Genomic DNA, 24,291 nt, shown 5'->3' with positions numbered 1-24,291 from the left:
TTGCTTCAGACCGGCGACAGCAGCGCGGCGCCTTCGAAGCGGCGCGTGCCGATCGTCGTGGCCAGCATCCTGCCTGTCGCCTGCGAAGGCTTCTCGAAGGCGGCATCGAAAGGGGGAAACGTGCCTCCCTCGTGGATCGCCAGTGCCGCGAGCGCGATCGCGAAGGGGAACTGCGCTTCCTTCATGTGGCCGGTGAGCGCAGTGAAGCCCCGCACCGCGATGTTCGGCCGTGCGTCGAAGGCAGCCTTCTCGGCGCGTGTCGGCGCATGCGCGCCCGAAACACCCGAGACCGCCGTGACGGCTTCGTCCGGGGCCGTCGCGTCGATTACACCGCCGATGGCTTCCGCCAGATCGACGCGGTCGCGCCTGAACCGGTCCGATACGACCTTCTCGATCGCGGCATAGGCCTTGCGTCCGCGCCGGGCAGCATGTTCGCGCGACTCGATCACGAGGAAGGCCGCGCCGGATCCGGTAATCACGCCGCCGCCCCGGTTCTCGTCGCGCTCCCAGACGGACGACCAGGGTCCGTGCTGCATGGTGCCGGCGAGTTGGTAGCCGAGCAGGTGGTCGGGGTGTTCCGTGTTGAAGGCGCCGCCCACCAGGACGTGGCTCGACTGTCCGGACCTTATCCGGGCGACCGCCGTCTCGACCGCGGCAATGCCGGCACCTTCCTCGCCCATGAAGGTCCGCGAGGAACCCGTCACCTTGTGGACGATCGATATGTTGCCCGCGAGCAGGTTCGACAACTGGGCCAGGAACAGGGTGGGGCGCAGTTCCGTCGTCAGCTTCTCGTTCAGGAGAACGCCGCGATCGTTGCGTGTCAGGGACGCTTCAAGGATGGCCGCGTCCACGGCCTCGTCGCGCTCGCCGCCGCCGGCCGCGACGATCATGTCCATGCTGGCCGAAAGCGCCTCGTCGCCCTTGAGGCCCGCATCGTCGAGCGCCAGGCCGGCCGTGTAGGTGCCGAGCCGCTGCCAGGCTTCCATCTGGCGCAGGTCTCCGCGCTTGGCGATCTGGGTGCTCCAGTCGATCTCGGAGAGCGGATGGACGGTGTAGGGTTTGAAACGTTCGCTGTCGATGCGCGGCGACGGGGAGGCGCTGGTCAGCACGCGCCAGTGTGCATCGGTGCCTTCTCCCAGCGAGGAAAGGATGCCGATGCCGGTGACGAGTGCGTCGTGTTCGTTCATGGGCAGATCATGTGACGGCGCGGGCAAGCCGCGTCAAGGCCGTCCGCGCGGAAGCCGGCTTGCCGGGGGTCAGCGGGCCTTGGCTGCGACCAGTTCGTCAATCTTGGCGCACAGGTTCTTCATGACGAAGTATTCCTCGGTGGTCGCCTTGCCGTCGTTGACTTCCTGCGTCCACTTCTCGAGCGGGATTTTGATCCCGAACTCCTTGTCGATGGCAAAGACGATGTCGAGAAAGTCGAGGCTGTCGATACCGAGATCGTCGATCGTGTGGCTCTCGGGCGTGATCGTGTCGCGCTCGATCTCGCTGGTTTCGGCAATGATGTCGGCAACCTTGTCGAAGGTGTTGGTCACGGCGTTTGAACCTTGGGAAAACGTGGGGAAATGATCTGCGCGGTTCCTAATCGCTTTTACCGAGATGTCAAACCGGCAGGGTGGTTTTCCAGCGGAAGTGCGGAACCCCGAGTCTTGTAACTTATACAAGACTCGCTATCCTGTAACTTATACAAGACTCGCTATCCTGCCCCAGTCGCCGCGAACAATCGTGGCCACGTGAGCTTCCGGTCCGCGACAATGTCCAGAATCATGACCGTCGGGGTCGCGGTGATCGATATCGTGATGTCCGTCGACGAACTGCCCCGCCACCCCGAAAAGTATCGCGCCCGCGATGGCGCGATCATCGGCGGCGGTTGCGCGGCCAATGCGGCCGCGGCGGTGGCGCGACTCGGCGGCGAGGCGCTCCTGGCCGCGCGGATCGGCCGCGACCCGATCGGCGAGATGATCGTCGCGGGGCTGAAGGCCGAGAGTGTGGACTGCTCTCTCGTGCGCCGGATCGAGGACGGACGTTCTTCCTTCTCCTCGATCTACGTCGATGCCGATGGCGAGCGGCAGATCGTCAATTTCCGCGACATGGCGCTGAGCTTCGATGCGTCCTGGCTGGAACCCGCAGTCCCCGACGCGCTCGATGCTATCCTTGCCGATACGCGCTGGCCGCAAGGCGCCGCGGTCGCCATGGCCGCTGCCCGGGAGCGCGGCATCCCCGGCATTCTCGACGCCGAGGCGCCGGTGCGCGAGGCGGAGGAGGCACTGCGCCAGGCCTCCCACATCGCCTTTTCCGCGCAGGGACTGCGGGACTTCGCCGGTATCGAGGATCTCGACGCGGCGCTAGGCTCGGCCCGCGAGGAGACGGGCGCGTGGGTCTGCTACACGGACGGCGCGAAAGGCGTCAGCTTCTTCGAAGCCGGCGCGCCCGCGCACGTTCCGGCATTCGCCGTGGACGTCGTCGACACGCTGGGGGCAGGGGACGTCTGGCACGGCGCCTTTGCGCTGGCATTGGGCGAGGGGCAGGCGGAACGGGAGGCGATCCGCTTCGCCAATGCCGTCGCCGCATTGAAGTGCACCCGCTTCGGCGGCCGCGCCGGCACGCCTGGCAGGGCGGAAGCCGAAGCCTTCATGAGGTCGTCGGCGTGACCGGCTCAGTTGAAGATGATGCGCCCGAGCACGCGCAGATCCTCGTCGTAGGTCCGTATGATGAGGGCCTCGCCCTCCCGCGCCGTCTGGCCGGTGAGGGCCATGATGTTTTCGAGATCGGTCACGAGCACGATGTTGTCCCAGCCCTTGTAGCTGCGGATCAGGTCCATCGTCGCGGCGCGCGCCTTCGCCGCCGCGCCCGGGTCGGCGGGAAGCGGGTCGAGGGGAGGGAACTCCTCCACCTCCTCGTACTGGAAGGCAAGCCTCGCGGTCTGGACCGCGCGGCAGAGGCGGCTCGAATAGACCTGTTCTATCGGAGCGCCGCGCGCCGCGAACAAGGCGCCCATCTTGCGCGCCTGGAGCTTGCCGCGTTCGGAGAGATTGCGCTGCGTGGAACAGTCCTCGATGTCGAAGCCGGGCGGATCGCTGGTGCCGAGCGTATAGGCATGGCGCAGCAGCACGACGTGCCCGCCCTCGCGCAGCAACGCCCATCCGGCTTCCGTCGCCATTGCCGGGAACGCGAAGATGACGAGCGTGAGAGCGAGGAGAATTCGATGCATGCGTGTTCCTGTCCGAGACACTGGATATAGGCATTCCGCATGGCAAGCAAAATGACGGACAGGCGAGCAGTTCTCCGGATCGTGAACGTCGCAATTGCGCGATCAGTCGAACGTCACGCGGCCGATCACCTCGAAGCCTTCCGATGTGGGCTCCAGCACGACCGCCTCGCCCTCGCGCGGGAAGATCTCAGTCAGGGCGGTGACGTTCACCTGATGGGTCACCATGACGAGCGTGCCGGGGCCGTCGAAGGCGGCGATCCGCTGGCGCGCGGCCTCGGTCTGACCGTCCCGCCGGCCGCGATCGCCAAAGAAGGAATCGAGCGGCTCGAAAGGGGTGACAGCGTCGTCGCCGAAGGCCAGCCGGGCGGTGTCGAGAGCGCGGCACCAGCGGCTGGAAAGGACCTCGGTCACCTCGATGCCGTTTGTCCGCAACCGGTCTCCGAGTGCGGCTGCCTGCCGCCGGCCTTCCTCGGAGAGGTTGCGCTGGGTGGAACAGTCGTCGATCACGAAGTTGTCCGGATCGCCCGTGCCCGGCGCCCGGGCGTGCCTGATCAGCAGCACCTTGCCGCCGTCCTCGAGCGTCGCAATGGCGTCCTCCTGTGCCAGGGACGCGAAGGAGGCGAGGGTCATCGCGAGCGCGAGCAGGATACGAAGCATGGCCGGTCATCTTCCTTTTTCAGAACCTTGGCCAGTGTCCAGATAGAGGCCTCGCATGTCAGGTAAAGCCACCGCCGCCGAACGCCGCATCGGCATCCTGCCGCTTGCGCGCGCCACTTTCGACGTGGCCTTCGCCGAGGAGAAGCTCGCGGCGATGCTGGCGGCGCTCGACGCGGCTGGCCTGGCGGTGACGGGTCCCCGCCACCTGCTCTTCGACGCCGAGGCCACGCGCGCCGCCATGAAGGACCTGGGCGGACAGGCAATCACCGACCTTCTCGTGCTGCAGGTGACCTTTACCGATGCCGCGATGGTGGCAGAGGCCGCACAGGAGTTCGCGCAGCCGCTCGCCATCTGGTCGATCCCCGAGCCGCGTCTCGGCGGTCGGCTGCGGCTCAACGCCTTCTGCGGCCTCAATCTCGCCGCGCATGCGCTGGGGCTGGCCGGGCGCGACTTCGGCTACCTTCACGCCGCGCCGGACGACGCCGGGATCGAAGCCGCCCTGCATGGGCTTCTTTCCGGTGAGCGCATGGCGCGCGACGTAGACCCACATCCCGCCGCTGGCGACGATCCGCGCGGCGTCGCGGCTGCCGACGCGATTCGCGGTGCACGGATCGCCCAGATCGGCCGCCACCCGGACGGGTTCCCGACCTGCGCGTACGATGCGGGCCGGATCGGCGAACTCGCTGGCGTGCGGGTCGACGAACTCGACCTCGGATACCTCTTTTCCCGTGCCGGATCGGTGGACGCGGCGCAACTGGCGGATGCCCGGGCCTTCGCGTCCGCGGCGCTCTCCGGGCTCGATACGGTCGACCAGCAGCAGCTCGAACGGTCGCTGCGTCTCAAGCCGGCGATCGAGGCGCTGCGGCGCGAGGGCAGCTACGACGCCTTCGCCATCCGCTGCTGGCCCGAGACTTTCACCGAGTACGGCGGGGCGGTCTGCGGACCCGTCTCCATGATGGGCGAGGGGCGGGTGCCCTGCGCCTGCGAGGCCGACGTCTACGGCGCGCTGTCCGCGCTGCTCCTCCAGAAGGTCGCCGACGCGCCGGCCTTCCTGACCGACCTCGTGGACCTCGAAGCCGGCGACGATACCGGCGTCGTATGGCATTGCGGCCAGGCGCCGGTCTCCATGGCCGATCCGGACGCGGCGCCGCAGGCGACGATCCACACCAACCGCAAGATGCCGCTGCTCTACGAATTTCCGCTGAAGCCCGGCCGCGTCACCTTTTTCCGCATCAGCCAGGCGCGCGGTCGCACCGTCGCTGTCATCGGTGGCGGCGAGATGCTGAAACGGCCGATGGCCTTCACTGGCACGTCGGGCGTCGTCCGCTTCGACACCCCCGCAGAAAATCTGCTCGACCGCATCATGGGCGCGGCGCTCGAGCACCATCTGGCGCTCGCCTACGGAGACCACCGCGATGCTCTCGGAGCCGCAGCAAAGTCCCTCGGAATCCCCGTTCTCGATCTCTGACGTGAGGCCCATGACGATCCGCTACGGCATCATCGGTTCGGGCATGATGGGGCGCGAGCACATGTGCAACATCGGCCTGCTCGACGGCGCGGAGATAACTGCGATCGCCGATCCCTTTTCCCAGAGCCGGGAACTCGCGGCCGGGCCGGGGCACGAGCGCTGCGCCGTCTTTCCCGGCCATCGCGAACTCCTGGCCGCCGATTGCTGCGACGTGCTGGTGATTGCCAGCCCCAACGACACCCATGCCGCGATCCTGCGGGACGTGCTGCCCTCGAACAAGCCGATCCTGGTCGAAAAGCCGCTCTGCGCCACCGTGGAGGATTGCCGCGAGGTGCTGCGGCTGGCGGAGCGGCGGGCAGCACCCGTATGGGTCGCGATGGAATACCGCTACATGCCGCCGGTCGAGCGCCTGCGCCACGAACTTGCGGCCGGGACCGCCGGTCGGCTGCGCATGATCTCGATCCGCGAGCATCGCTTTCCGTTCCTGCACAAGGTCGACGACTGGAACCGCTTTTCGGCCCGCACCGGCGGCACGCTGGTGGAAAAATGCTGCCACTTCTTCGACCTGATGCGCCTTCTGGCTGAGGCCGAGGCCGTGCGTGTCTACGCCTCGGGTGCGATGGACGTGAATTTCCTCGACGAACGATACGACGGCCGCACCCCCGACGTGCTGGATAATGCCTTCGTGATCGTCGACTTCGACAACGGCGTGCGCGCCATGCTCGATCTGTGCATGTTTGCCGAGGGCTCGTACTGGCAGGAGCAGATCGCCGCCACCGGTGACAAGGCGCGCATCGAGGCGTTCGTGCCGGGGCCTGCCCGCTTCTCCCCCGAGGAACGCGAGCGCGCCTCCGAGATCGTGATCTCGCCGCGGGCGACCAAGCTGCCCGTGCGCGAGGAGATCCATGTCGAGGAGCGCATCCTGGCGGCGGGAGACCACCATGGTTCGACCTTCTTCCAGCACCAGAAGTTCCTGAACCTCGTGCGTCATGGCGGACAGCCGGAAGTGTCGCTCGACGACGGTTTGAGGGCCGTCATGATCGGCGCTGCGGCGGAGGAGAGCGCCCGCACCGGCCAGGCGATGGAACTTTAGTCCAGTGATCTGCGGCGGGTTTCCGCCCGGACCGAATCAGGCCAAGGCGGTGGCGATGCGGGCGGCGAGCCGCGCGTTGTTCTCGACCAGCGCGATGTTGGTGACCACGCTGCGGCCGTCCGTCAATTCAAGGATACGGCCGAGAAGATAGGGCGTAACTTCCTTGCCCGAGACGCCCTTCGCCGCCGCATCCGCCTGCGCGGCGGCGATGAAGCCCGCCATCTCCGCTTCCGGGATTTCGGCCTCTGCCGGCACCGGGTTGGCGATCAGCATGCCGCCGCCGATCCCAAGATCCCGCCGCGCCGACTGGAAGCGGGCGATGGCCTGCGGGGTGTCGAGGCGCAGCGGCGCGCGGAACCGGGACCGGCTGGACCAGAACGCCGGCATTACGTCCGTGCCGTAGCCGACGACCGGAACGCCTTTCGTTTCCAGTACTTCCAGCGTCTTTTCGATGTCGAGAATCGCCTTGGCGCCGGCTGAGACGACGATGACGGGCGTGCGGGCGAGTTCGTCGAGATCGGCCGAAACGTCGAAGGTGGTCTCCGCCCCCTTGTGGACGCCACCGATGCCGCCGGTGGCGAACACCTCGATGCCGGAGAGCGCCGCCGCGATCATCGTGGCGGCGACGGTCGTGCCGCCGGTGCGCCGCTCCGCGATTGCATAGGCGAGATCGGCCCGCGACAGCTTCAGCGCGCCGGCTTCCTTCGCCAGCGCCTCGCGTTCTCCGTCGGACAGGCCGATCTTCAGACGGCCCTCGATGACCGCGATCGTCGCCGGCACCGCGCCTTCCTCGCGCACGATCTCCTCCACGCGCGCGGCCATGGCGGCATTCTGCGGATAGGGCATGCCGTGGGTGATGATGGTGCTTTCCAGCGCCACGACGGGCTTCCGGTCGCGCAATGCTGCCGCGACGGGTTCGAAGATGTCCAGGTGGGGCCGTGCCGATTCCGGTGTCATGCGCGTCTCATGCCATCGCCTGCATCTCGGGAACAAGGGCGAGCGCGTCGGAAAAGGCGGGTTCGGAATGGTCCGGCACGGACTGAGCGGATTCGATGCAAAGCTTCGCTGCCGCGAGCCCGTGGCGCACTGCCTCGGGGAAGGGGACGCCCGACAGCATGGCCAGGATCGCCGTTCCGGCCAGCGCGTCGCCTGCGCCGGTCACGTCGACGATCCGCTCGGGTTCGGGCGGATCGATCGCATGGATGCGCTCGCCCTCGAACGCGACGATCGCGCCGGCGCCGGCGGTGACGACGGCGCGTTCGAGCCCGGCTTTGCGCAGTTCGGCCACCATCGTCTCGGCGCGCGCGTCCGCCCGCCCGTCGGTCAGCGATGCGGCCTCGCGCCGGTTGAGAAACAGGCAGGTCAGCGCCGGCAACACCGGCCGCAGCCGCACCACCTTGGCCGGTGAAATGGCGATGGCGAAGAGCGGCTTGTCCGCGGCCGCATCCGCGAGCTTTGCCAGCGCCGGTTCGGGAAGGTTGGCGTCGCACAGGATTGCTCCGGCCCGGCCGATCGCGTCCCGCGCCTTGCTGCGCGTCAGCTGCCGCGGAAACGCCATCTCGTAGAGCGCCATGTCGGCGAGCCCCGCCAAAAGTTCGCCTTCGCGATCCAGAAGCGCGGTGTAGCTCGGCGTCGAGCGGTCGAGGAAGACCGACGAGAGATCTTCGATCCCGGCCTCGGCGATCGCCCGCGCAACGGCTTCGCCCGCGCCGTCGCCGCCGCGCACCGAAAGCAGCGAGGCCCGCGCCCCGCGGCGCACGACGTTGCGCAGCGCGTTGAAGACGCCGCCGCCGACCTCCTCGCGCATGGTGCCGGGATTGGAGGCGCCGGGCACGAAGGTGCCGGACACCTGGCCGCGCCGGTCGACATGCGCGCCGCCGATCCCCAGCAGGTGGATGTCACCCGGCGTCATGCGAGCTCGCCTCCGAAGGTCCCGGGATACCCCGCAGGGCTGGCACTCCATCCGCCGCCGCGGCGAATCGCCGGCCGCATGTCCGCCCGGCCGATGTGCGAGCGGAGCGAGACCATCCCGAGGCAGAGGGATGAGAACATTCGACGAACTTGTCGCGTATCATGTTGATTTCACTAGGATGACCGGGACTTGCGGAAACGGAACAAAACATGTACAAATAAATCCGTCCAGCGAAGCGCCCGGACTTCATTGACGATCAAGGGGTAATGTATCATGGCTCAGAACTCATTGCGGCTGGTTGAGGACAATTCGGTGGACAAATCCAAGGCTCTGGACGCGGCGTTGTCCCAGATCGAGCGCGCGTTCGGCAAGGGCTCGATCATGCGGCTCGGCCGCAACGAGCAAGTCGTCGAGATCGAGACGATCTCGACCGGCTCGCTCGGCCTGGACATCGCGCTCGGCGTGGGTGGCCTGCCCAGGGGGCGCATCATCGAGATCTACGGTCCCGAAAGCTCGGGCAAGACGACGCTGGCGCTGCACACGGTCGCCGAGGCGCAGAAGAAGGGCGGCATCTGCGCCTTCGTGGATGCCGAGCATGCTCTCGATCCGGTCTACGCCCGCAAGCTTGGCGTCGATCTGGAAAACCTCCTGATCTCGCAGCCGGACACCGGCGAGCAGGCGCTAGAGATCTGCGACACCCTGGTCCGCTCCGGCGCCATTGACGTGCTGGTGGTCGATTCGGTCGCGGCGCTGACGCCCCGCGCCGAGATCGAGGGCGAGATGGGCGATTCGCTGCCCGGCCTGCAGGCGCGGCTGATGAGCCAGGCGCTGCGCAAGCTGACAGCGTCGATTTCGCGTTCGAACACCATGGTCGTCTTCATCAACCAGATCCGCATGAAGATCGGCGTCATGTTCGGCTCGCCCGAGACCACCACGGGCGGCAACGCGCTCAAGTTCTACGCCTCCGTGCGCCTCGACATCCGCCGCATCGGCTCGGTCAAGGAGCGCGACGAGGTCACCGGCAACCAGACCCGCGTCAAGGTGGTGAAGAACAAGCTCGCGCCGCCCTTCAAGCAGGTCGAGTTCGACATCATGTACGGGGAGGGCGTTTCCAAGACCGGCGAGCTCGTCGATCTCGGCGTGAAGTCGGGCATCGTTGAAAAGTCTGGCGCCTGGTTCTCCTACAATTCCCAGCGTCTCGGCCAGGGCCGCGAGAACGCCAAGCAGTTCCTGCGCGACAATCCCGAGGCGGCGCGCGAGATCGAGATGGCGCTGCGCCAGAACGCCGGGCTGATCGCGGAAAAATTCCTCGACCATGGCCCCGAGGAAGAGGATGGCGGCGAGGCAGCCGAGATGTAGGCTCCCGAGCCGATCGGATTGTCATGTCGATTGCCGCCGGCCTCGCTCCGGCGGTTTTCGCATCCACTGACGGGATCGGCGCGGAACGTCGACCTGCGCCGGTGTTTTCTGGACACTGACCCGGCCAGTGGATAAGAAGCCGTTCGGTTTGCCCGGACGTCTCCGGGCGTCTCTGGAAGGCATTTCGAATGAGCGGCGTCAACGCGATACGGTCGGCATTTCTCGACTATTTCAGGAAGAACGGTCACGAGGTCGTCGCCTCGAGCCCGCTCGTCCCGCGCAACGATCCGACCCTGATGTTCACCAATGCCGGGATGGTGCAGTTCAAGAACGTCTTCACAGGCGTCGAGCAGCGGCCCTATTCGCGCGCGGTGACCTCGCAGAAATGCGTGCGCGCCGGCGGCAAGCACAACGACCTCGACAATGTCGGCTACACCGCGCGCCACCACACCTTCTTCGAGATGCTCGGCAACTTCTCGTTCGGTGACTATTTCAAGGATCGCGCGATCGAACTCGCCTGGAACCTGATCACCAGGGAGTTCGGGCTCGACGCGAAGCGGCTCCTGGTCACCGTCTACCATACCGACGACGAAGCAGCTTCGCTGTGGAAAAGGATCGCGGGTCTGGGCGACGACCGCATCATCCGCATCCCGACTTCGGACAATTTCTGGGCCATGGGCGATACGGGTCCGTGCGGTCCGTGCTCGGAAATCTTCTACGATCACGGCGAGGGCATCCCCGGCGGGCCTCCCGGAAGCCCCGACGAGGACGGCGACCGCTTTATCGAGATCTGGAACCTCGTCTTCATGCAGTACGAGCAGGTGACGAAGGAGGAGCGCGTCGGCCTGCCGCGGCCGTCCATCGACACCGGCATGGGGCTGGAGCGCATTGCGGCGGTTCTCCAGGGCGAGCACGACAATTACGACATCGACCTGTTCAAGGCGCTGATCCGGGCCTCCGTCGAGGCGACCGGCGTTCCCGCCGAAGGCAAGACCCGGGCGAGCCACCGGGTGATCGCTGACCATCTGCGCGCCTCGAGCTTCCTCATCGCGGACGGCGTCCTGCCGTCCAACGAGGGGCGCGGCTACGTGCTTCGCCGCATCATGCGGCGTGCCATGCGCCACGCGCAGCTGCTCGGCGCGACCGAGCCGCTGATGTGGCGGCTGGTGCCCGCGCTCGTGCGCGAGATGGGGCAGGCCTACCCTGAGCTGGTGCGCGGCCAGGCGCTGATTACCGAGACCCTGCAGCTCGAGGAGAAGCGCTTTCGTACCACCCTGACGCGCGGCCTAGGCCTCCTGACCGACGCGACCGAAAACATGGGCGAGGGTGCCCGGCTCGACGGCGAGACGGCGTTCAAGCTCTACGACACATACGGGTTCCCGCTCGACCTGACGCAGGACGCGCTGCGCCAGCGCGGCATCTCGGTCGACGTGGAAGGCTTCAACGCCGCCATGGACCGCCAGAAGGCGGAAGCGCGCGCGAGCTGGGCCGGCTCCGGCGAGGCGGCGGCCGAGACCGTCTGGTTCGGCGTCAAGGACAAGGCGGGACCGACGGAGTTCCTCGGCTACGACACCGAGAGCGCTGAAGGCGTCATCGCTGCGCTGGTGAAGGACGGCGCAGTGGTGGAGAGCGCCGGCGAGGGCGACGAGATCGGCATCGTGGTCAACCAGACGCCCTTTTACGGCGAGTCCGGTGGCCAGATGGGCGACACCGGCACGTTCTCGGGCGAGGGCTTCCGGGTGCGCATCACCGACACCCAGAAGAAGGCCGACGGTCTCTTCGTCCATTCGGGCACGGTCGAGAAGGGTGAGGTCAAGGCTGGTTCGCCGGTCGAGATGAAGGTCGACCACGCGCGCCGCACCCGGCTGCGCATGAACCATTCGGCGACCCACCTTCTGCACGAGGCGCTGCGCGAGACGCTCGGCACCCACATCGCCCAGAAGGGATCGCTCGTGGCGCCCGACCGGCTCCGCTTTGACTTCTCGCACACCAAGGCGATCGCGCCCGAGGACCTCGACCGGGTCGAGGCCGTCGCCAACGAGATCGTGTTCCAGAACAGCCCCGTCACCACGCGGCTGATGGCGGTCGACGACGCGATCGCGGAAGGCGCGATGGCGCTGTTCGGCGAGAAGTACGGCGACGAGGTGCGCGTGGTCTCTATGGGCACGGCTACGCAAGGCGAAAAGGCCGGCAAGACCTATTCGATCGAGCTGTGCGGCGGCACGCATGTCGGCGCCACCGGCGAGATCGGGCTTGTCCGGGTCGTGGCGGAGAGCCCGGTCGCGGCCGGCGTGCGCCGCATCGAGGCGCTGACGGGCGAAGCCGCGCGGCGCCATCTCGACGAACAGGAGCGGCGCCTCAAGGCGATCGCGGCGGCGCTGAAGGTTTCGACGTCCGACGCGCTGGCCCGCGTCGAGACGCTGGTCGAGGAGCGCCGCAAGATGGAGCGCGAACTCGCGGACGCGAAGAAGAAGCTGGCGCTCGGCGGCGGTTCCCCCGAGGCCGCCGGCGCGGCCGAAACCGTGGCGGGCGTGAACTTCCTCGGCCGCGTGGTCTCCGGCGTCTCGCCGAAGGACCTGAAGCCGCTCGCCGACGACGGCAAGAAATCGGTGGGTTCGGGCATCGTGGTGTTCATCGGCCAGTCGGAGGACGGCCGGGCGAGCGCCGTTGTCGGCGTCACCGACGATCTCACGGAGCGGTTCAGCGCCGTCGACCTCGTGCGGGTCGCGTCCGAAGCGCTCGGCGGCAAGGGCGGCGGCGGACGTCCCGACATGGCGCAGGCCGGAGGACCCGACGGCTCGAAGGCGCAGGCCGCCATCGACGCGGTGAAGGCGACACTCGACGCCTGAGCGGCGGGTGCCTGCGCGGCCTCAGGCGGCGCCGGCCATATCCACCTCGCGCGCGCGGCCGATCTCGGACATGTAGCGCGCGTATTCCGGCCGCCGTTCGAGCTGCTGTGCATAAAGGCGGCGCAGCGCGGCGGTCATGCGGCCGCCGCGGCCCAGCAGGTCGTCCGCATAGCCGATCATCAGCGAGTTCGGCCAGATCTGCGGGCGGATATCGCGCAGATGCGAGAAGATCGCGTCCTCGTCCGCGTCCGCATGAAGCTGGGCGAGCAGCGTCGCCATCGCCGCCGTCGAACGCGACACGCCCATGTGGCAGTGGACCAGCAGGTGTCCCTCGTCCGCTGAGGCTTCGCCCGCGAGCTTGTCGCCGAACTCCAGCACCGCCTCCACATGGGCCGGCTGCGGCAGGATGCGGCCCGGTGCGGGCTGGATGATGTCGTGGAAATGAAGCGTCGTGCGATGATGGCGGTCGTAGGCGCGAAAGCCCTCCGGTTCGGGCCAGTCCGGATCGAGGATCGACAGCACGTGGGTGACGCCGCGCGAGCCGTGCTGCTCGATTTCATCGAGGCCGCATATGGTGAGGAGGGAAATCGAGAGATCTTTCATCGCCGGGCCTTGCTCGCGGGTTTCGGGCTGGTCGCGTGTCGCCACGGCGATAGAACGGAACCGTGGCGATTTCAACGACGCGGCGCACGCACGACAACGCCGCGACGGGCTCGTCGCGGCGCCCCTTGCGCCCCCAGCCTGCTCTGACCGAGCCGAACGGGGGCGCGGCCTGGAAGGCCGGCCGCCGGGCGCGAACCGTTTTTCTATTCGGCAGGCACGATGCCGGCCGGGTCCGCGCGGCTCGCAAGAAGCCCCTTCCAGACCAGCGCACCGAGTGCGGCGCCGGCGATCGGCGCGACCCAGAACAGCCAGAGCTGCCCCAGGGCGGCGGTCTCCGCGAACAGGGCCACGCCCGTCGAGCGCGCCGGGTTGACGGAGGTGTTGGTCACCGGAATCGACACGAGGTGGATCAGCGCGAGCGTCAGCCCGATCGAGATCGGCGCAAAACCCGCCGGCGCGCCGGGCGAGGTGACCGCCAGAATGACGAACAGGAAGAAGGCCGTCATCACCACTTCCATAAGCAGGGCGGCAAGGAGCGAATAGCCGCCGGGCGACAGCACTCCATATCCGTTGGAAGCGAAGCCGCCGGCCGCGAAGTCCGCCTTGCCCGAGGCGATCACATAGAGCAGAAGGCCCGCCGCGGCAGCGGCCACCACCTGCGTGATGACGTAGCCTGCGAGATCCGCGGTCGGCATCCGCCCCGCGACGACCATGCCGACCGATACGGCAGGGTTGAAATGTCCGCCGGATATGCCGCCGACCGCATAGGCCATGGTCAGGACGGTGAGACCGAAGGCGAGCGACACCCCGACGAGACCGATTCCCACCTCCGGAAATGCCGCGGCAAGCACCGCGCTCCCGCATCCCCCGAATACGAGCCAGAACGTGCCGAGGAACTCGGCCGCAAGTTTCTTCTGCATGTTTGCTTCCCCGCAAGAATCCCCACGAAACATTTATCCGTTCCGAATCACGGTGTGAAGCAGAAATATTGGCGGTGCGGGAGGGGTGACTATTGCGATTGATGGTTATCCATCAACAACGGAGCGACATTATTCTATATATCACTGAATATTAAAGTATCGGGGCGGTATAGAGGTAGACCGGGCGGGCGTCGCTCAATCTCCTTCGTTCGTCTTCATAAAGCTGTCGCGCACCCGGATGCCTTCCCACCAACCGCCCAGCCCGGGGAACTCCGCGAGCATGTCACGGCCTTCGCTCGCCTGAACGAAATAGGCGAACATGGGTGCCGCGTGCAGGTCCGCCAGCGTGAGTTGCTCGCCGAGGAGCCATGGCCCCGGCCGCTTGAGACGTTCCAGCGTCTCGAGGCAGGTACGGGCGCGGGGCAGGGCGGCCGCCACTTTCGCCGCGTCCGTGGCGCCGCCTTCGCGCGGCTTCGACACGGCTTCCACATAGATGTCCCACACCAGCGTGCGGTAGGCGTAGGCGTCGAGGAGGCCGACAATCTGGTTCATCACCGCGCGTTCGGCGACGTCCGCCGGCTGCAACGCCGGGCCAGGAAACGCCTCGTCGACGTAGCGCGCGATCGCCGCGGTCTCGAATAGGCGCAGCGATCCGTGCTCGAAGGCGGGGATCTTCCCGAAGGGATGACGCTCCCGGTACCAGTCGGGAATGCCTTCCGGCGAAAAGATGTCGACCGGCACGAGCTCGTGGTCGACACCCTTTTCGATCAGCGCCAGCCGCGCGATGCGCACGTAGACGCTGTAGGCGGCGCCGAAGAGGCGTGGCCTCTCCGCCGCCATGGCCTCAGGCCATCGCCTTCTGGAGGTTCTCGTCGATCTTGTCGAGGAAGCCGGTGGTCGACAGCCAGGGCTGGTCGGGGCCGATCAGCAGTGCCAGGTCCTTGGTCATGAAGCCCGATTCCACGGTCTGGATGCACACCTTCTCCAGCGTGTCCGCGAAGGTCCCGAGGGCGGCGTTGTCGTCGAGCTTGGCGCGATGGGCAAGGCCGCGCGTCCATGCGAAGATCGAGGCGATCGGGTTGGTCGAGGTCTCCTCGCCCTTCTGGTGCTGGCGATAGTGGCGCGTCACCGTGCCGTGCGCGGCTTCGGCTTCCACCGTCTTGCCGTCCGGCGTCATCAGGACCGAGGTCATCAGGCCGAGCGAGCCGAAGCCCTGCGCGACCGTATCGGACTGCACGTCGCCGTCGTAGTTTTTGCAGGCCCAGATGTAGCCGCCCGACCATTTCAGGCTCGCCGCAACCATGTCGTCGATCAGGCGGTGCTCGTAGGTGATCTTCTTAGCCTTGAAATCGGCCGCGAATTCCTTCTCGTAGATCTCCTGGAAGATGTCCTTGAAGCGCCCGTCATAGGCCTTGAGGATGGTGTTCTTGGTCGACAGGTAGACCGGCCAGCCGCGCAGCAGGCCGTAGTTCAGCGAGGCGCGGGCGAAATCGCGGATCGAATCATCGAGATTGTACATCGCCATGGCGACGCCCGAGCCCGGCGCATCGAAGACCTCGTGCTCGATCGTCTGGCCGTCCTCGCCGACGAACTTGATGGTCAGCTTGCCCTTGCCGGGGAAGCGGAAGTCGGTGGCGCGGTACTGGTCGCCGAAGGCGTGGCGGCCGACCACGATCGGCTTGGTCCAGCCGGGCACGAGGCGCGGCACGTTCTTCATGATGATCGGCTCGCGGAAGATGGTGCCGCCCAGGATGTTGCGGATCGTGCCGTTGGGCGAGCGCCACATCTTCTTCAGGCCGAACTCCTCGACGCGGGCTTCGTCGGGCGTGATCGTGGCGCATTTCACGCCGACACCGTATTGCGCGATGGCGTTGGCCGCGTCGATCGTCACCTGGTCGTCGGTGGCGTCGCGGTGCTCCATGCCGAGGTCGTAATACTTGAGGTCGATGTCTAGATAGGGGTGGATCAGCTTGTCCTTGATGAACTGCCAGATGATGCGGGTCATCTCGTCGCCGTCGAGTTCGACGACGGGATTGTCCACCTTGATTTTCGACATGGAGTAGCCTCGCTTTCGGGGAGGCGGGACCGTTGGAATGCCCCGCGATTGAACGAATGCGCGACCCTATAGCAAAGCGCAACAGGGGGCGCAAACGCGCTCAACGCCGCCGAAAGTCGCCCTTCGTGCCCGCCGATGCCGGCTTTTCTAGAGCCAGTTTCCCATCAGGATGAAGGGCGACCAGAAATAGGGATGGCGGTGGTCGGCGGCAGGAGCGGCGGCCGAGACAGTGAGCGACTTGGCCCCGCGCTCGCCCGATGCCGAGACGGCCGCCTCGCCGCGCAGCATGGCGATCTGGGCGGCGCGAAGGGCGGCCGCCTTGTCCAGTCCATCGCGCACGAAGCCGCGGTAAAAGTCCTGCATCAGCCTGGCCGTCGCCTCGTCGGCGACCGGCCAGAGCGTCGCCATCACGGCCGAGGCGCCGTTGCGTTGCGCGAGCGCGCCGAAGCTCTCCACCTCGCCGCCGTCCGAATCGCCGCCGCGCGCGGTCTGGCAGGCGGAGAGCGTCAGAAGGTCGACGCCGCCGAAGCGGAAATTTCGGCCCTTGCGTATTTCGGCGAGGTTCAGCGGCGAGCCGTCGCCGAGAAGCAGGAAGGAATCGGTCTCCCGGCCGGGCACCAGCTTGAAGTGGCTGGCGATGTGGACGATCGCGGGCCGCTCCTTCAGCGCGGTGCTGAAGCTGTCGCGCGTAAAGGCGTCGTCCAGGCTCGCCGAGCCGGCCAGCGTGCCGGTGTCGAAGATCGCTTGCATCTCCTGCGCGACGCCCGGCAGCGCCGAAAAGCCCGCATGCGCGGCCGTCACGCCGAAGCCGGCGCTCTTTTCGGGCTCGCGGTCTGCCGCTTCGAACTCGGTCCTGGCGGCCGGCGTGAAGAGCGAAAGCGCGTAGTCCTCGATCAGGTAGTGCTCGCCGTCGTAGAGCGCGGCGAAGGGCACGTAGCGCAGGAAACCCTGCAGGTTGAGCATCAGCGTTCCGGCGCCCGTCTCGTCGATTTCAGCGCGGATGGGTGCCACCAGCACGTCGTAGAGCGCCTTGAGCCGAGCCTGCGCCTCCGGCGAACGCTCCTCGATCGCCGTCAGTGCCTCGAAGATCAGCTTGGAAAGCTCGGCGCGCGGAATGGCCACCTCGCGGTGGATGGCGGCTTCCGGCACGGTGAGGAAGAGGTGGGTGGTGTCGCCGAGGCTCGCCACCTGCAGCATCGCCGCGCGGCCCTCGAACACGCGCAGTTCGTCCTGCATGTCGGCCGTAAAGGACAGGTTGATCGCGTCGACCTCGCGCTGGATGTCGGAGGTTTCCTCCGCCGAGTTTTCGAGGAAGGCGTCGACGTCGTCCATGAAGTCGGAATAAGCGGTGTCGAGCACCTCTTCGAGCTGCTCCAGGCGTTCCTCGTCTTCGCCGCTCAGCCGGCCGGCGTTCTTGCGTTCCATCAGCGCGGCGACTTCCGTGGCGGCGGCGATCGGGCGCGACAGCAGCGTCTCGACGGAATCCTGAACGGTCTCCTCGCCATCCGTGAGCATGGCGCGGCTGTCGGACAGGTCCTCGGTCGCGTCGCGGCGGATGAAGTCGACGAACTCCTCCTCCTTCTCCATCGCCAGCACCGCCTGCGCCTCGCTCAGCCGGCCTTCCGAGATGAGCAGCGAGGCGAGGTTCTCGTAGAGCCGGCGCCATTCCGTCTTGAAGTCCTGGATCTCCTCCTTGGAGAGTTCCTTGTTGTTGGCGCGCAGTTCCTGCTGGGCGTTCACCGCCTGCTTGGCGAAGAGGATGGCGCGGCGGGTGTCGCCCATCTCCTTGAAGGCGTTGGACAACGTCTCGAAAGCCCAGCGCTGCTCGTCCAGCGTGGCGCGGCGGTCGCGCATCATGCCGGACAGGGCCTGCATGCTGAGCTTCACGGCATCCTCGTTGCGCCCCCGAAGCTGGGCGAGAATGCCCAGATTGGTGTAGCCGATCGCGGTGAAGCGATGGAGCGGCCCAAGTAGGCGTTCGATGATGGCCGTCGACTGCTGGAACTCCCGCTCCGAGCGTTCCAGGTCTCCGGTGAAGCGACGCGCCCAAGCGGCGTTGTTGAGTGCCGAGGCGAAGTCGATCGTCTCCTCGCCGACGCTGGCGCGCACGCGCGACAGCGCCTCGTCATAGGCCGCGAGCGAGCGCTCGTACTGCTTGGCACCCTCGTAGACCTGGCCTTCCATGTTCCAGGTCTCGCCGACACCCGCGCTCATGTCGCCTTCCAGCCGTATCCGCATGGCGCGTGCCTCGCGGATCGGGTCGAGCGCCGCCTCGTAGCGGGAAAGCCTGATCCGGGCCTCCGCCAGCCTCAGGAGGCTGGAGGCGAGGAAGGCCGAATCGGGCTGCGACTCGCGCAGCAGCGACACCTGACGCCCGGCGATCCGCTCCGCCTGCGCAAAGCGCCCCAGCGACTGGGCGAGATTGGCGAAGTTGTCGAGCGCGACCACGAGGTTCTGCGGGTCCGACTGCTCGGTGGTTTCCAGCCAGGAGAGGCTTTCCTCGAAGGCGGCAATCGCCTCGTCGTAGCGGCCGAGCGCGTTGAGCGAAATGCCGCGGCGGATGGCGCTCGCGATGGCGCTCTGCCGGGTCTCCGGGTCGTGGCGCAGACCGAGGTCGATCGCCTCGTCGAGCAGCTTCAGGCTCACCTCGTGCTCGCCGAGCCCCTGGAGGTTGAAGACGAGGTTGTCGAGTGCGATCGCGAGCGCCAGTGAATCGGGCTGGAGGTTGCGCCGGATCGCCACCTCTTCGCGGCGGAGCGCGGCACCCTCGTCGAAACGCTGGTCGTTCGCCGCGATGAACGCCAGGCGGTCGAGGACGTCGGCCAGTTTCTCGCCGCCGGGAGCGGCGGCGCGCAGGTTCTCGACCTGCTTTGCCAGCGCGGCCGCTTCCGCCCGCACGTCCTCGCCTTCGAGCGCAATCCCGGCGACGTTGCCGTATAGGGCGGCAATGTCGGCGTGGTTCGGCTCGGCGGCGCGCTCAAGGCCGGCGATCGCCTTCTCGTAGGCGTCGACCGCTTCGCTCTTGCGGCCGAGATAGTAGAGCCCGATGCCGCGCTCCCAATGCAGCGAGGTCATCTTCGCCTCGTTCGCCGCGAGACCCGAGCGCACCGCGATCGCCTCGTCGAGCGCCCGAAGCTGATCCTCGTATCTTTCCTTGTCGCGCAGTTGCGTCGCGAGATCGGCGAGCATGTCGGCCAGCCGCTCCGACCCCGGTGCGATCCGGCGCAGGACGTCGACGCGTTCCTGTCGCCAGGTGAGGCTCTCGGCGCCGAGTTCCAGGTCGGGGGCGAGCCCGATCATGTTGGAGAGCGTCGTGACGCGGTTTTCGGCCGCTCCCTGGCGCACCTCCTCGCCGGCCTCGGTGTCGAGTTCGCGATACCGCTCGAGGGCGGTCCGGTACGCGGCCATGCCTTCCGCGGGACGTCCGAGACGCACCAGCGCCGCGCCTTCGTCGAGATGGCTGCCCGCCTCGCGCAGGCGAACGAAACCGGTCTGTTCCGGCAGCTTTTCGTAGACGGCGCGCGAATGCGTCGCGGCCGCGAGCATCGCCTCGTGGTTTCCCGCTTCGGACTCGAGCCAGCTGAGGCGCGTGAGAGCATCGGCCAGAGCGAGACTGGTCGGTTCATGCCGCTCCAGCGCCGCGACCTGCTTGCGCCGGGCTTCCCGCGCTTCCTCCGATCGCCCCAGGGTCTCGGCGGTGAAGGCGACTTCGCCCCAATAGTGGCCGAGGAGCGGTCCGTTCGCTCCGGCTTCCTCGACATAGCGGTCAAGCGCGCGGCGGAAGATGCGAAGCGCCTCCTCGGAACGATCCCGGCTTCCTTCCTCCCGCAATGCCCTCCCGCGCCGGTACAGGCTGTAGGCATCATCGAAGGCCGCACCCGTCGCCCTCTGATTCGGCTGATCCTTCGCCGGTGAAGTCTGCGGCAAGCCTGCGAGAAACGCGGACAGCGCCAGCGCGACCATTCTCCTTTTCAAGGTGCTCCCCCTTCGCCCATGCCAACCCGCGCGGACCCTTATCAGGTTAGATCAATCCGGCAAAACTTTGGAGCCGCTTGCATTCGACCACCGGCTGGCGGAAGTTCCGGCCGGGAGGATCGACATTGGCCGACATCCAGTTCTTTCGCGTGGATCTCGACGAGATCAGCCTGCATTGCGCCTCGCTGGGACCGGAGGACGCGCCGCTGGTCGTCTGTCTGCATGGTTTTCCCGAATACTGGGCCGCCTGGCACGCGGTGGCGGAAAGGCTCGCGGGAGACTTCCGCGTCGTCCTGCCGGATCAGCGCGGCTTCAACCTGTCGACAAAGCCGCTCGGCGTCGAGGCCTATCGCGCCCGCAACATGGTGCAGGATCTGCACGGGCTGGCCGAGCACCTGTCGCCCGGGAAGCCATTCATTCTCGCTGGCCACGACTGGGGCGCCTCGATCGCCTATGCCTATGCCTTCGCCCATCCGGACAGGCTGACCCATCTGGTCATCGCGAACGGCGCGCATCCCGTCTGCTTCCAGCGCGCGATCGTCGAGGACGAGGCGCAGCGCCGGGCGAGCCAGTATTTCCATGTCCTGCGCGCGCCGGACGCCGCCGCGCACATGGCGAAGGACGGCTTCGCGCGGACCATGAAGATGATCGCCGGCTTTTCGAGGACGGACTGGCTCACCCCCAAGGCCGCTGCGGAATATCGGGACGCCTGGGCGCAGCCCGGCGCCATGGAAGCCATGCTCCACTGGTACAATTCCTCACCGGTCGTGGTGCCCAAACCGGGCGAAGAAGCGGGCGATGTGCCGCTGCTTTCCGTCGATCCGGAAAGGGTCACCGTGCGCATGCCGCATTTGGTCGTGTGGGGCGGCGCGGACGAGGCGCTGACCACCGCCTGCCTCGACGGGCTGGACGCCTTCGCGCCCGAGCTGACGATCCGGCACGTGCCTGGCGCAGGCCACTGGATCCTGCACGAGAAGCCCGATGAGGTCGCCGCCGCCATCAGGGCGTTCGTCGCACCGGGCTAGGCGGTCTTCGCCTTGGCGGCTTTCTTCTTCGCGCTGGGTGCCGGCTTTACCTTGGGTGGGATCGGTCCGACATAGGCCGTCGCCATCGCGATCCAGCTGCGCAGCACCTCGTCGTCCTGCAGGGCATCCGCCGAGACGACGACGAACCCCGGCATTCCGCGCCCGGTGAAGTCCATCCGCGACGCGCCGTCCATCGCAAGCGCGTCGGGCTCCCGTTCCACGCCGACCCGTGCAAGGAGGTCCCCGGACTTCATCCTGCCGACCAGCATGTTTCCGTTTAGGGTGAAGCACAGCCCGCCGAACATGCGGATCTCGCCGACATTGGGATCGTCAGCCAGCACCGAACGGATGCGCTCGGAAAGTTCGTCCGTCATTCGTCAAAACCCGCTGAAGCTTCAATTTCGCCTCGGAGTATGGCAGTGACGCGGAATTGCCGCAAACGGCACCTCTGCTCGTCAGCGAATGCACATGAACGAATTATCAAGCGGCAAGCCGGACCACCTCCAGGGTCCCGTCATCATCCTCGTGGAGCCGCAGCTCGGGGAAAACATCGGCATGGTGGCGCGCGCCATGGCGAATTTCGGCCTTGCCGAGCTTCGGCTCGTGCATCCGCGTGACGGATGGCCGAACGAGAAGGCGAGGGCGGCCGCCAGCCGCGCCGACCATGTCATCGACGCCGTCGCGGTCTTCGAGACGGTGGAGCAGGCCGTGGCCGACCTCAATTTCGTCTTCGCCACCACCGCAAGGCCGCGCGATAATTTCAAGCCGGTGAAGGGCCCGGTCGAAGCGGGCAGGGTGCTCAGGCGCCGCGTCGAGGCGGGGCTGAGGACGGGCATCCTGTTCGGCCGCGAGAAATTCGGCCTGTCGAACGAGGAGGTGTCGCTCGCCGACGAGATCGTCACCTTCCCGGTCAATCCCGCCTTCTCGTCGCTCAACATCGCCCAGGCGGTGCTCCTGATGTCCTACGAGTGGATGAAATCGGGGTTGGAGACGGAGACGCAGACCGCCTTCGAGGGGCCGGACCTGAGACCCGCCTCGCGCAAGCATCTGCATTCCTTCCTGTCGCATCTGGAACGCGCGCTCGACGTGCGCGGCTATTTCCGGCCGCCGGAAAAGAAGCCCAAGATGCTCGACAACCTGCGTTCGGTGCTGACGCGCCCCGGGTTCGCCGAGGCCGAGATCAAGGTCCTGCGCGGGGTGCTATCGTCGCTCGACTATTTCTCGCCCAAGGAGCCGCGCGGGGCGGGTTATCCCGAGCGCAAGGCGTTCGACGATGGCGCCGCGTCGGGGCGGGGCGGGAGCGGCGATGCGTGAGCGGCCCGTCCTCGTCTTCGATTCGGGCGTCGGCGGCCTCACGGTGCTGCGCGAGGCGCGCGTCCTCATGCCGGACCGCCGCTTCGTCTACGTCGCCGACGATGCCGGGTTTCCCTACGGCGCCTGGGAGGAAGACGCGCTAAGGGCGAGGATCGTCGATCTGTTCGGCAGGCTGGTCGAGGAGCACGATCCCGAGATCGCGGTGATCGCCTGCAACACGGCCTCGACACTGGTCCTGTCCGACCTGCGCGCGGCCTATCCGGCCACCCCCTTCGTCGGGACGGTGCCGGCGATAAAGCCGGCCGCCGAGCGGACCCGCAGCGGACTGGTGTCCGTACTCGCCACGCCGGGCACCGTCCGGCGACAGTACACGCGCGACCTGATCCACGAATGGGCCTCCAAATGCCACGTGCGTCTCGTCGGCAGCGAGAGGCTGGCGTCCCTCGCCGAGACCTACATGCGCGAGGGCTTCGTCGACGAGGCGGCGGTGAGAGCGGAGATCGAGCCGTGCTTCGTCGAGCACGACGGCGCACGCACCGATATCGTGGTGCTGGCCTGCACGCATTATCCGTTCCTGGTGAACCGGATGCGCAAGACCGCGCCCTGGCCGGTAGACTGGCTGGATCCCGCCGAGGCGATCGCACGACGCGCGCTGTCGCTCCTGCCGCGAGACCCAGCGTACTCGGAGGACAGGCCCGGCCGGGAGCCGGCGCCCCATGCCGACATCGCCGTCTTCACCTCGCGCTCGCCGGATTTCGCGACGCGGCGCCTCATGCAGGGGTTCGGCCTCGCCGCCCGCCTGCCGGAATCCGCACGGGTTTGAAATCAGCGGATCATCTCGGATTGCCGTCCTCGGGCACCCGCTCCGCATAGGCGGAAAGATAGGCGCCGCCCTTGCTTAGCCCGAGATCGTTCACGTGTTGCTGGAGCTTCTGGGCGTTCGCGAGCGTCATGTAGCCGTCCTTGCCGCCCACGATGACCGGAAAGAGGGGATTGCCCGGCATGCGGCTGCCGACGAAGGCATCGAGTTCCGGGTGTGCGTGGTTGATCTCGTTGGCCAGCAGATAGGCCTGGTCGAGATCCGAGAACGCGCCGACGATGACCCAGTAGCGTTCCTCTTTGGGATCGGGGATTTCGGTGATGCCCAGGAGCACCTTCAGTCCGTCGACGACACCCTGCTGGCGCGCGTCCTTCGTCTGGGCGTAGGCGGGTTGGACCAGCGCGATCGATTCCAGCAGAGCGATGTCGTTCATGGTGGATTTGGCCGTCCAGGGCGCGATGATCGCCGGAGCGGACACGCCGATGGCGAACAGCTTGATCCGGAGGCTCTCTTCAGTGAGCCAGGCGATCACGGCGCCGAGGAAGACGAGCACCGGCAGGATGATGAAGACGCTGACCTTGAGGTCGGCGGCCTGGAGCCACAATTGCTGCTCGACGAACTGGTTCAATGTCGCTGCATCGAGGGCCAGGAGCTTCGACAGCCACGCCGCAAACCCGCCCAGCGCGCCGATGCAGGCCCGTGTCCAGGGATTCATCGCGATCTCCCGTATCCAGGGTGGATGCGCGAATCATCCCGCATCGGCGGGCGCGAGGCTGTGAAGCGGTTCACGTTCGATCGGCAAGGGCAGGGATTTCCACGGGAAATGCAGCGGAATACCGCCTGCCAGACCTCCAATTCCCGATTGCTAACAAATGATTGCCACATTCCGCCCCCAGAAGCGTCAGTGCACGGGTTCCGGACCGCAACATCCATGGGACCGCCGGCCGAGGGGCCGGGACGATGAACAATGACGGTGCGGGGGCGCTGTACCCATTGTCGGGAATGACATCGGTTCTGCGTGGAGAA

Annotated in this window: 21 protein-coding genes; 8 read left to right on the top strand and 13 right to left on the bottom strand. The window is 67.0% G+C overall.

Features of this window, described 5'->3' with window-relative positions; all coding sequences use genetic code 11:
* Positions 1-5 precede the first annotated feature (5 nt).
* Both BSQ44_RS17400 and BSQ44_RS17395 read right to left on the bottom strand, forming a co-directional pair.
* Positions 6-1,187: a beta-ketoacyl-ACP synthase gene (locus tag BSQ44_RS17400; RefSeq protein WP_072606412.1), complete on the bottom strand. Its 1,182-nt coding sequence runs from the start codon at positions 1,185-1,187 to the stop codon at positions 6-8.
* A gap of 69 nt (positions 1,188-1,256) precedes the next feature.
* Positions 1,257-1,538: an acyl carrier protein gene (locus BSQ44_RS17395; protein ID WP_072606411.1), complete on the bottom strand. Its 282-nt coding sequence runs from the start codon at positions 1,536-1,538 to the stop codon at positions 1,257-1,259.
* A gap of 219 nt (positions 1,539-1,757) precedes the next feature.
* Here BSQ44_RS17395 and BSQ44_RS17390 point away from each other — a divergent pair, with 219 nt between their 5' ends.
* Positions 1,758-2,654: a PfkB family carbohydrate kinase gene (locus BSQ44_RS17390; RefSeq protein ID WP_072606410.1), complete on the top strand. Its 897-nt coding sequence runs from the start codon at positions 1,758-1,760 to the stop codon at positions 2,652-2,654.
* A 5-nt stretch (positions 2,655-2,659) separates the two neighbouring features.
* On the opposite strand, the gene BSQ44_RS17385 is transcribed toward BSQ44_RS17390, so the two are convergent.
* Positions 2,660-3,214: a histidine phosphatase family protein gene (locus BSQ44_RS17385; RefSeq protein ID WP_072606409.1), complete on the bottom strand. Its 555-nt coding sequence runs from the start codon at positions 3,212-3,214 to the stop codon at positions 2,660-2,662.
* Between the two features lie 102 nt (positions 3,215-3,316).
* The gene (locus BSQ44_RS17380; RefSeq protein ID WP_072606408.1) at positions 3,317-3,871 is read right to left on the bottom strand and encodes a histidine phosphatase family protein; all 555 of its coding nucleotides are present in this window, start codon (positions 3,869-3,871) and stop codon (positions 3,317-3,319) included.
* Between the two features lie 55 nt (positions 3,872-3,926).
* Between BSQ44_RS17380 and BSQ44_RS17375 the strand changes: the two genes are divergently transcribed.
* Together BSQ44_RS17375 and BSQ44_RS17370 are read left to right on the top strand one after the other, a co-directional pair.
* Positions 3,927-5,339: an L-fucose/L-arabinose isomerase family protein gene (locus tag BSQ44_RS17375; protein WP_072606407.1), complete on the top strand. Its 1,413-nt coding sequence runs from the start codon at positions 3,927-3,929 to the stop codon at positions 5,337-5,339.
* Between the two features lie 10 nt (positions 5,340-5,349).
* Entirely contained in the window at positions 5,350-6,432 is a 1,083-nt protein-coding gene (locus BSQ44_RS17370) for a Gfo/Idh/MocA family protein (protein ID WP_072606406.1), read from the top strand.
* A gap of 36 nt (positions 6,433-6,468) precedes the next feature.
* Here the strand turns inward: BSQ44_RS17370 and BSQ44_RS17365 are convergent, their stop codons facing one another.
* Both BSQ44_RS17365 and BSQ44_RS17360 read right to left on the bottom strand, forming a co-directional pair.
* The gene (locus BSQ44_RS17365; RefSeq protein WP_072606405.1) at positions 6,469-7,389 is read right to left on the bottom strand and encodes a pseudouridine-5'-phosphate glycosidase; all 921 of its coding nucleotides are present in this window, start codon (positions 7,387-7,389) and stop codon (positions 6,469-6,471) included.
* Positions 7,390-7,396: 7 nt separating this feature from the next.
* Positions 7,397-8,344 carry a carbohydrate kinase family protein gene (locus BSQ44_RS17360; RefSeq protein WP_072606404.1) on the bottom strand — a complete coding sequence of 316 codons (948 nt, stop codon included), beginning with the start codon at positions 8,342-8,344 and terminating at the stop codon, positions 7,397-7,399.
* 273 nt (positions 8,345-8,617) lie between these two features.
* Here BSQ44_RS17360 and recA point away from each other — a divergent pair, with 273 nt between their 5' ends.
* Complete coding sequence (recA, locus tag BSQ44_RS17355) at positions 8,618-9,703, top strand: recombinase RecA (RefSeq protein ID WP_072606403.1); 1,086 nt, start codon at positions 8,618-8,620, stop codon at positions 9,701-9,703.
* A gap of 188 nt (positions 9,704-9,891) precedes the next feature.
* Positions 9,892-12,552: an alanine--tRNA ligase gene (gene alaS / locus BSQ44_RS17350; protein WP_072606402.1), complete on the top strand. Its 2,661-nt coding sequence runs from the start codon at positions 9,892-9,894 to the stop codon at positions 12,550-12,552.
* 21 nt (positions 12,553-12,573) lie between these two features.
* Here alaS and BSQ44_RS17345 read toward each other — a convergent pair whose 3' ends face one another.
* The 5 genes from BSQ44_RS17345 to BSQ44_RS17325 all read right to left on the bottom strand — a co-directional run bounded on the left by BSQ44_RS17345 (position 12,574) and on the right by BSQ44_RS17325 (position 20,106).
* Complete coding sequence (locus BSQ44_RS17345; protein WP_072606401.1) at positions 12,574-13,155, bottom strand: tyrosine phosphatase family protein; 582 nt, start codon at positions 13,153-13,155, stop codon at positions 12,574-12,576.
* A 203-nt stretch (positions 13,156-13,358) separates the two neighbouring features.
* Positions 13,359-14,075 (bottom strand): aquaporin Z, encoded by a 717-nt coding sequence (gene aqpZ / locus BSQ44_RS17340; protein ID WP_072606400.1) that lies wholly within the window; start codon positions 14,073-14,075, stop codon positions 13,359-13,361.
* A 195-nt stretch (positions 14,076-14,270) separates the two neighbouring features.
* Complete coding sequence (locus tag BSQ44_RS17335; protein ID WP_072606399.1) at positions 14,271-14,915, bottom strand: glutathione S-transferase family protein; 645 nt, start codon at positions 14,913-14,915, stop codon at positions 14,271-14,273.
* A gap of 4 nt (positions 14,916-14,919) precedes the next feature.
* Positions 14,920-16,131: an NADP-dependent isocitrate dehydrogenase gene (locus tag BSQ44_RS17330; RefSeq protein ID WP_072606398.1), complete on the bottom strand. Its 1,212-nt coding sequence runs from the start codon at positions 16,129-16,131 to the stop codon at positions 14,920-14,922.
* 147 nt (positions 16,132-16,278) lie between these two features.
* A complete protein-coding gene (locus tag BSQ44_RS17325) occupies positions 16,279-20,106 on the bottom strand; it encodes a CHAT domain-containing protein (RefSeq protein ID WP_157894624.1) in 3,828 nt (1,275 codons plus the stop codon).
* A gap of 125 nt (positions 20,107-20,231) precedes the next feature.
* On the opposite strand from BSQ44_RS17325, the gene BSQ44_RS17320 reads away from it, so the two are divergent.
* Positions 20,232-21,131, top strand: a complete 900-nt coding sequence (locus BSQ44_RS17320; protein WP_157894623.1) for an alpha/beta fold hydrolase — start codon at positions 20,232-20,234, stop codon at positions 21,129-21,131.
* Here the strand turns inward: BSQ44_RS17320 and BSQ44_RS17315 are convergent.
* Complete coding sequence (locus BSQ44_RS17315; RefSeq protein ID WP_072606396.1) at positions 21,128-21,505, bottom strand: TfoX/Sxy family protein; 378 nt, start codon at positions 21,503-21,505, stop codon at positions 21,128-21,130. The two genes, BSQ44_RS17320 and BSQ44_RS17315, sit on opposite strands and share 4 nt — an antisense overlap.
* A gap of 94 nt (positions 21,506-21,599) precedes the next feature.
* On the opposite strand from BSQ44_RS17315, the gene BSQ44_RS17310 reads away from it, so the two are divergent.
* Positions 21,600-22,445 (top strand): RNA methyltransferase, encoded by an 846-nt coding sequence (locus BSQ44_RS17310; protein WP_072608125.1) that lies wholly within the window; start codon positions 21,600-21,602, stop codon positions 22,443-22,445.
* Complete coding sequence (murI, locus tag BSQ44_RS17305) at positions 22,438-23,268, top strand: glutamate racemase (RefSeq protein WP_072606395.1); 831 nt, start codon at positions 22,438-22,440, stop codon at positions 23,266-23,268. The genes BSQ44_RS17310 and murI overlap by 8 nt, the downstream gene beginning before the upstream one ends.
* A gap of 10 nt (positions 23,269-23,278) precedes the next feature.
* Here the strand turns inward: murI and BSQ44_RS17300 are convergent, their stop codons facing one another.
* Entirely contained in the window at positions 23,279-23,980 is a 702-nt protein-coding gene (locus BSQ44_RS17300) for an SPOR domain-containing protein (protein ID WP_072606394.1), read from the bottom strand.
* Between the last annotated feature and the right edge of the window lie 311 nt (positions 23,981-24,291).

Source organism: Aquibium oceanicum, from assembly GCF_001889605.1.
Classification (GTDB): Bacteria; Pseudomonadota; Alphaproteobacteria; order Rhizobiales; family Rhizobiaceae; genus Aquibium; species Aquibium oceanicum.
Note: the sequence above shows the minus strand (reverse complement) of the source record. Positions and strands in the feature narration are given on the sequence as shown.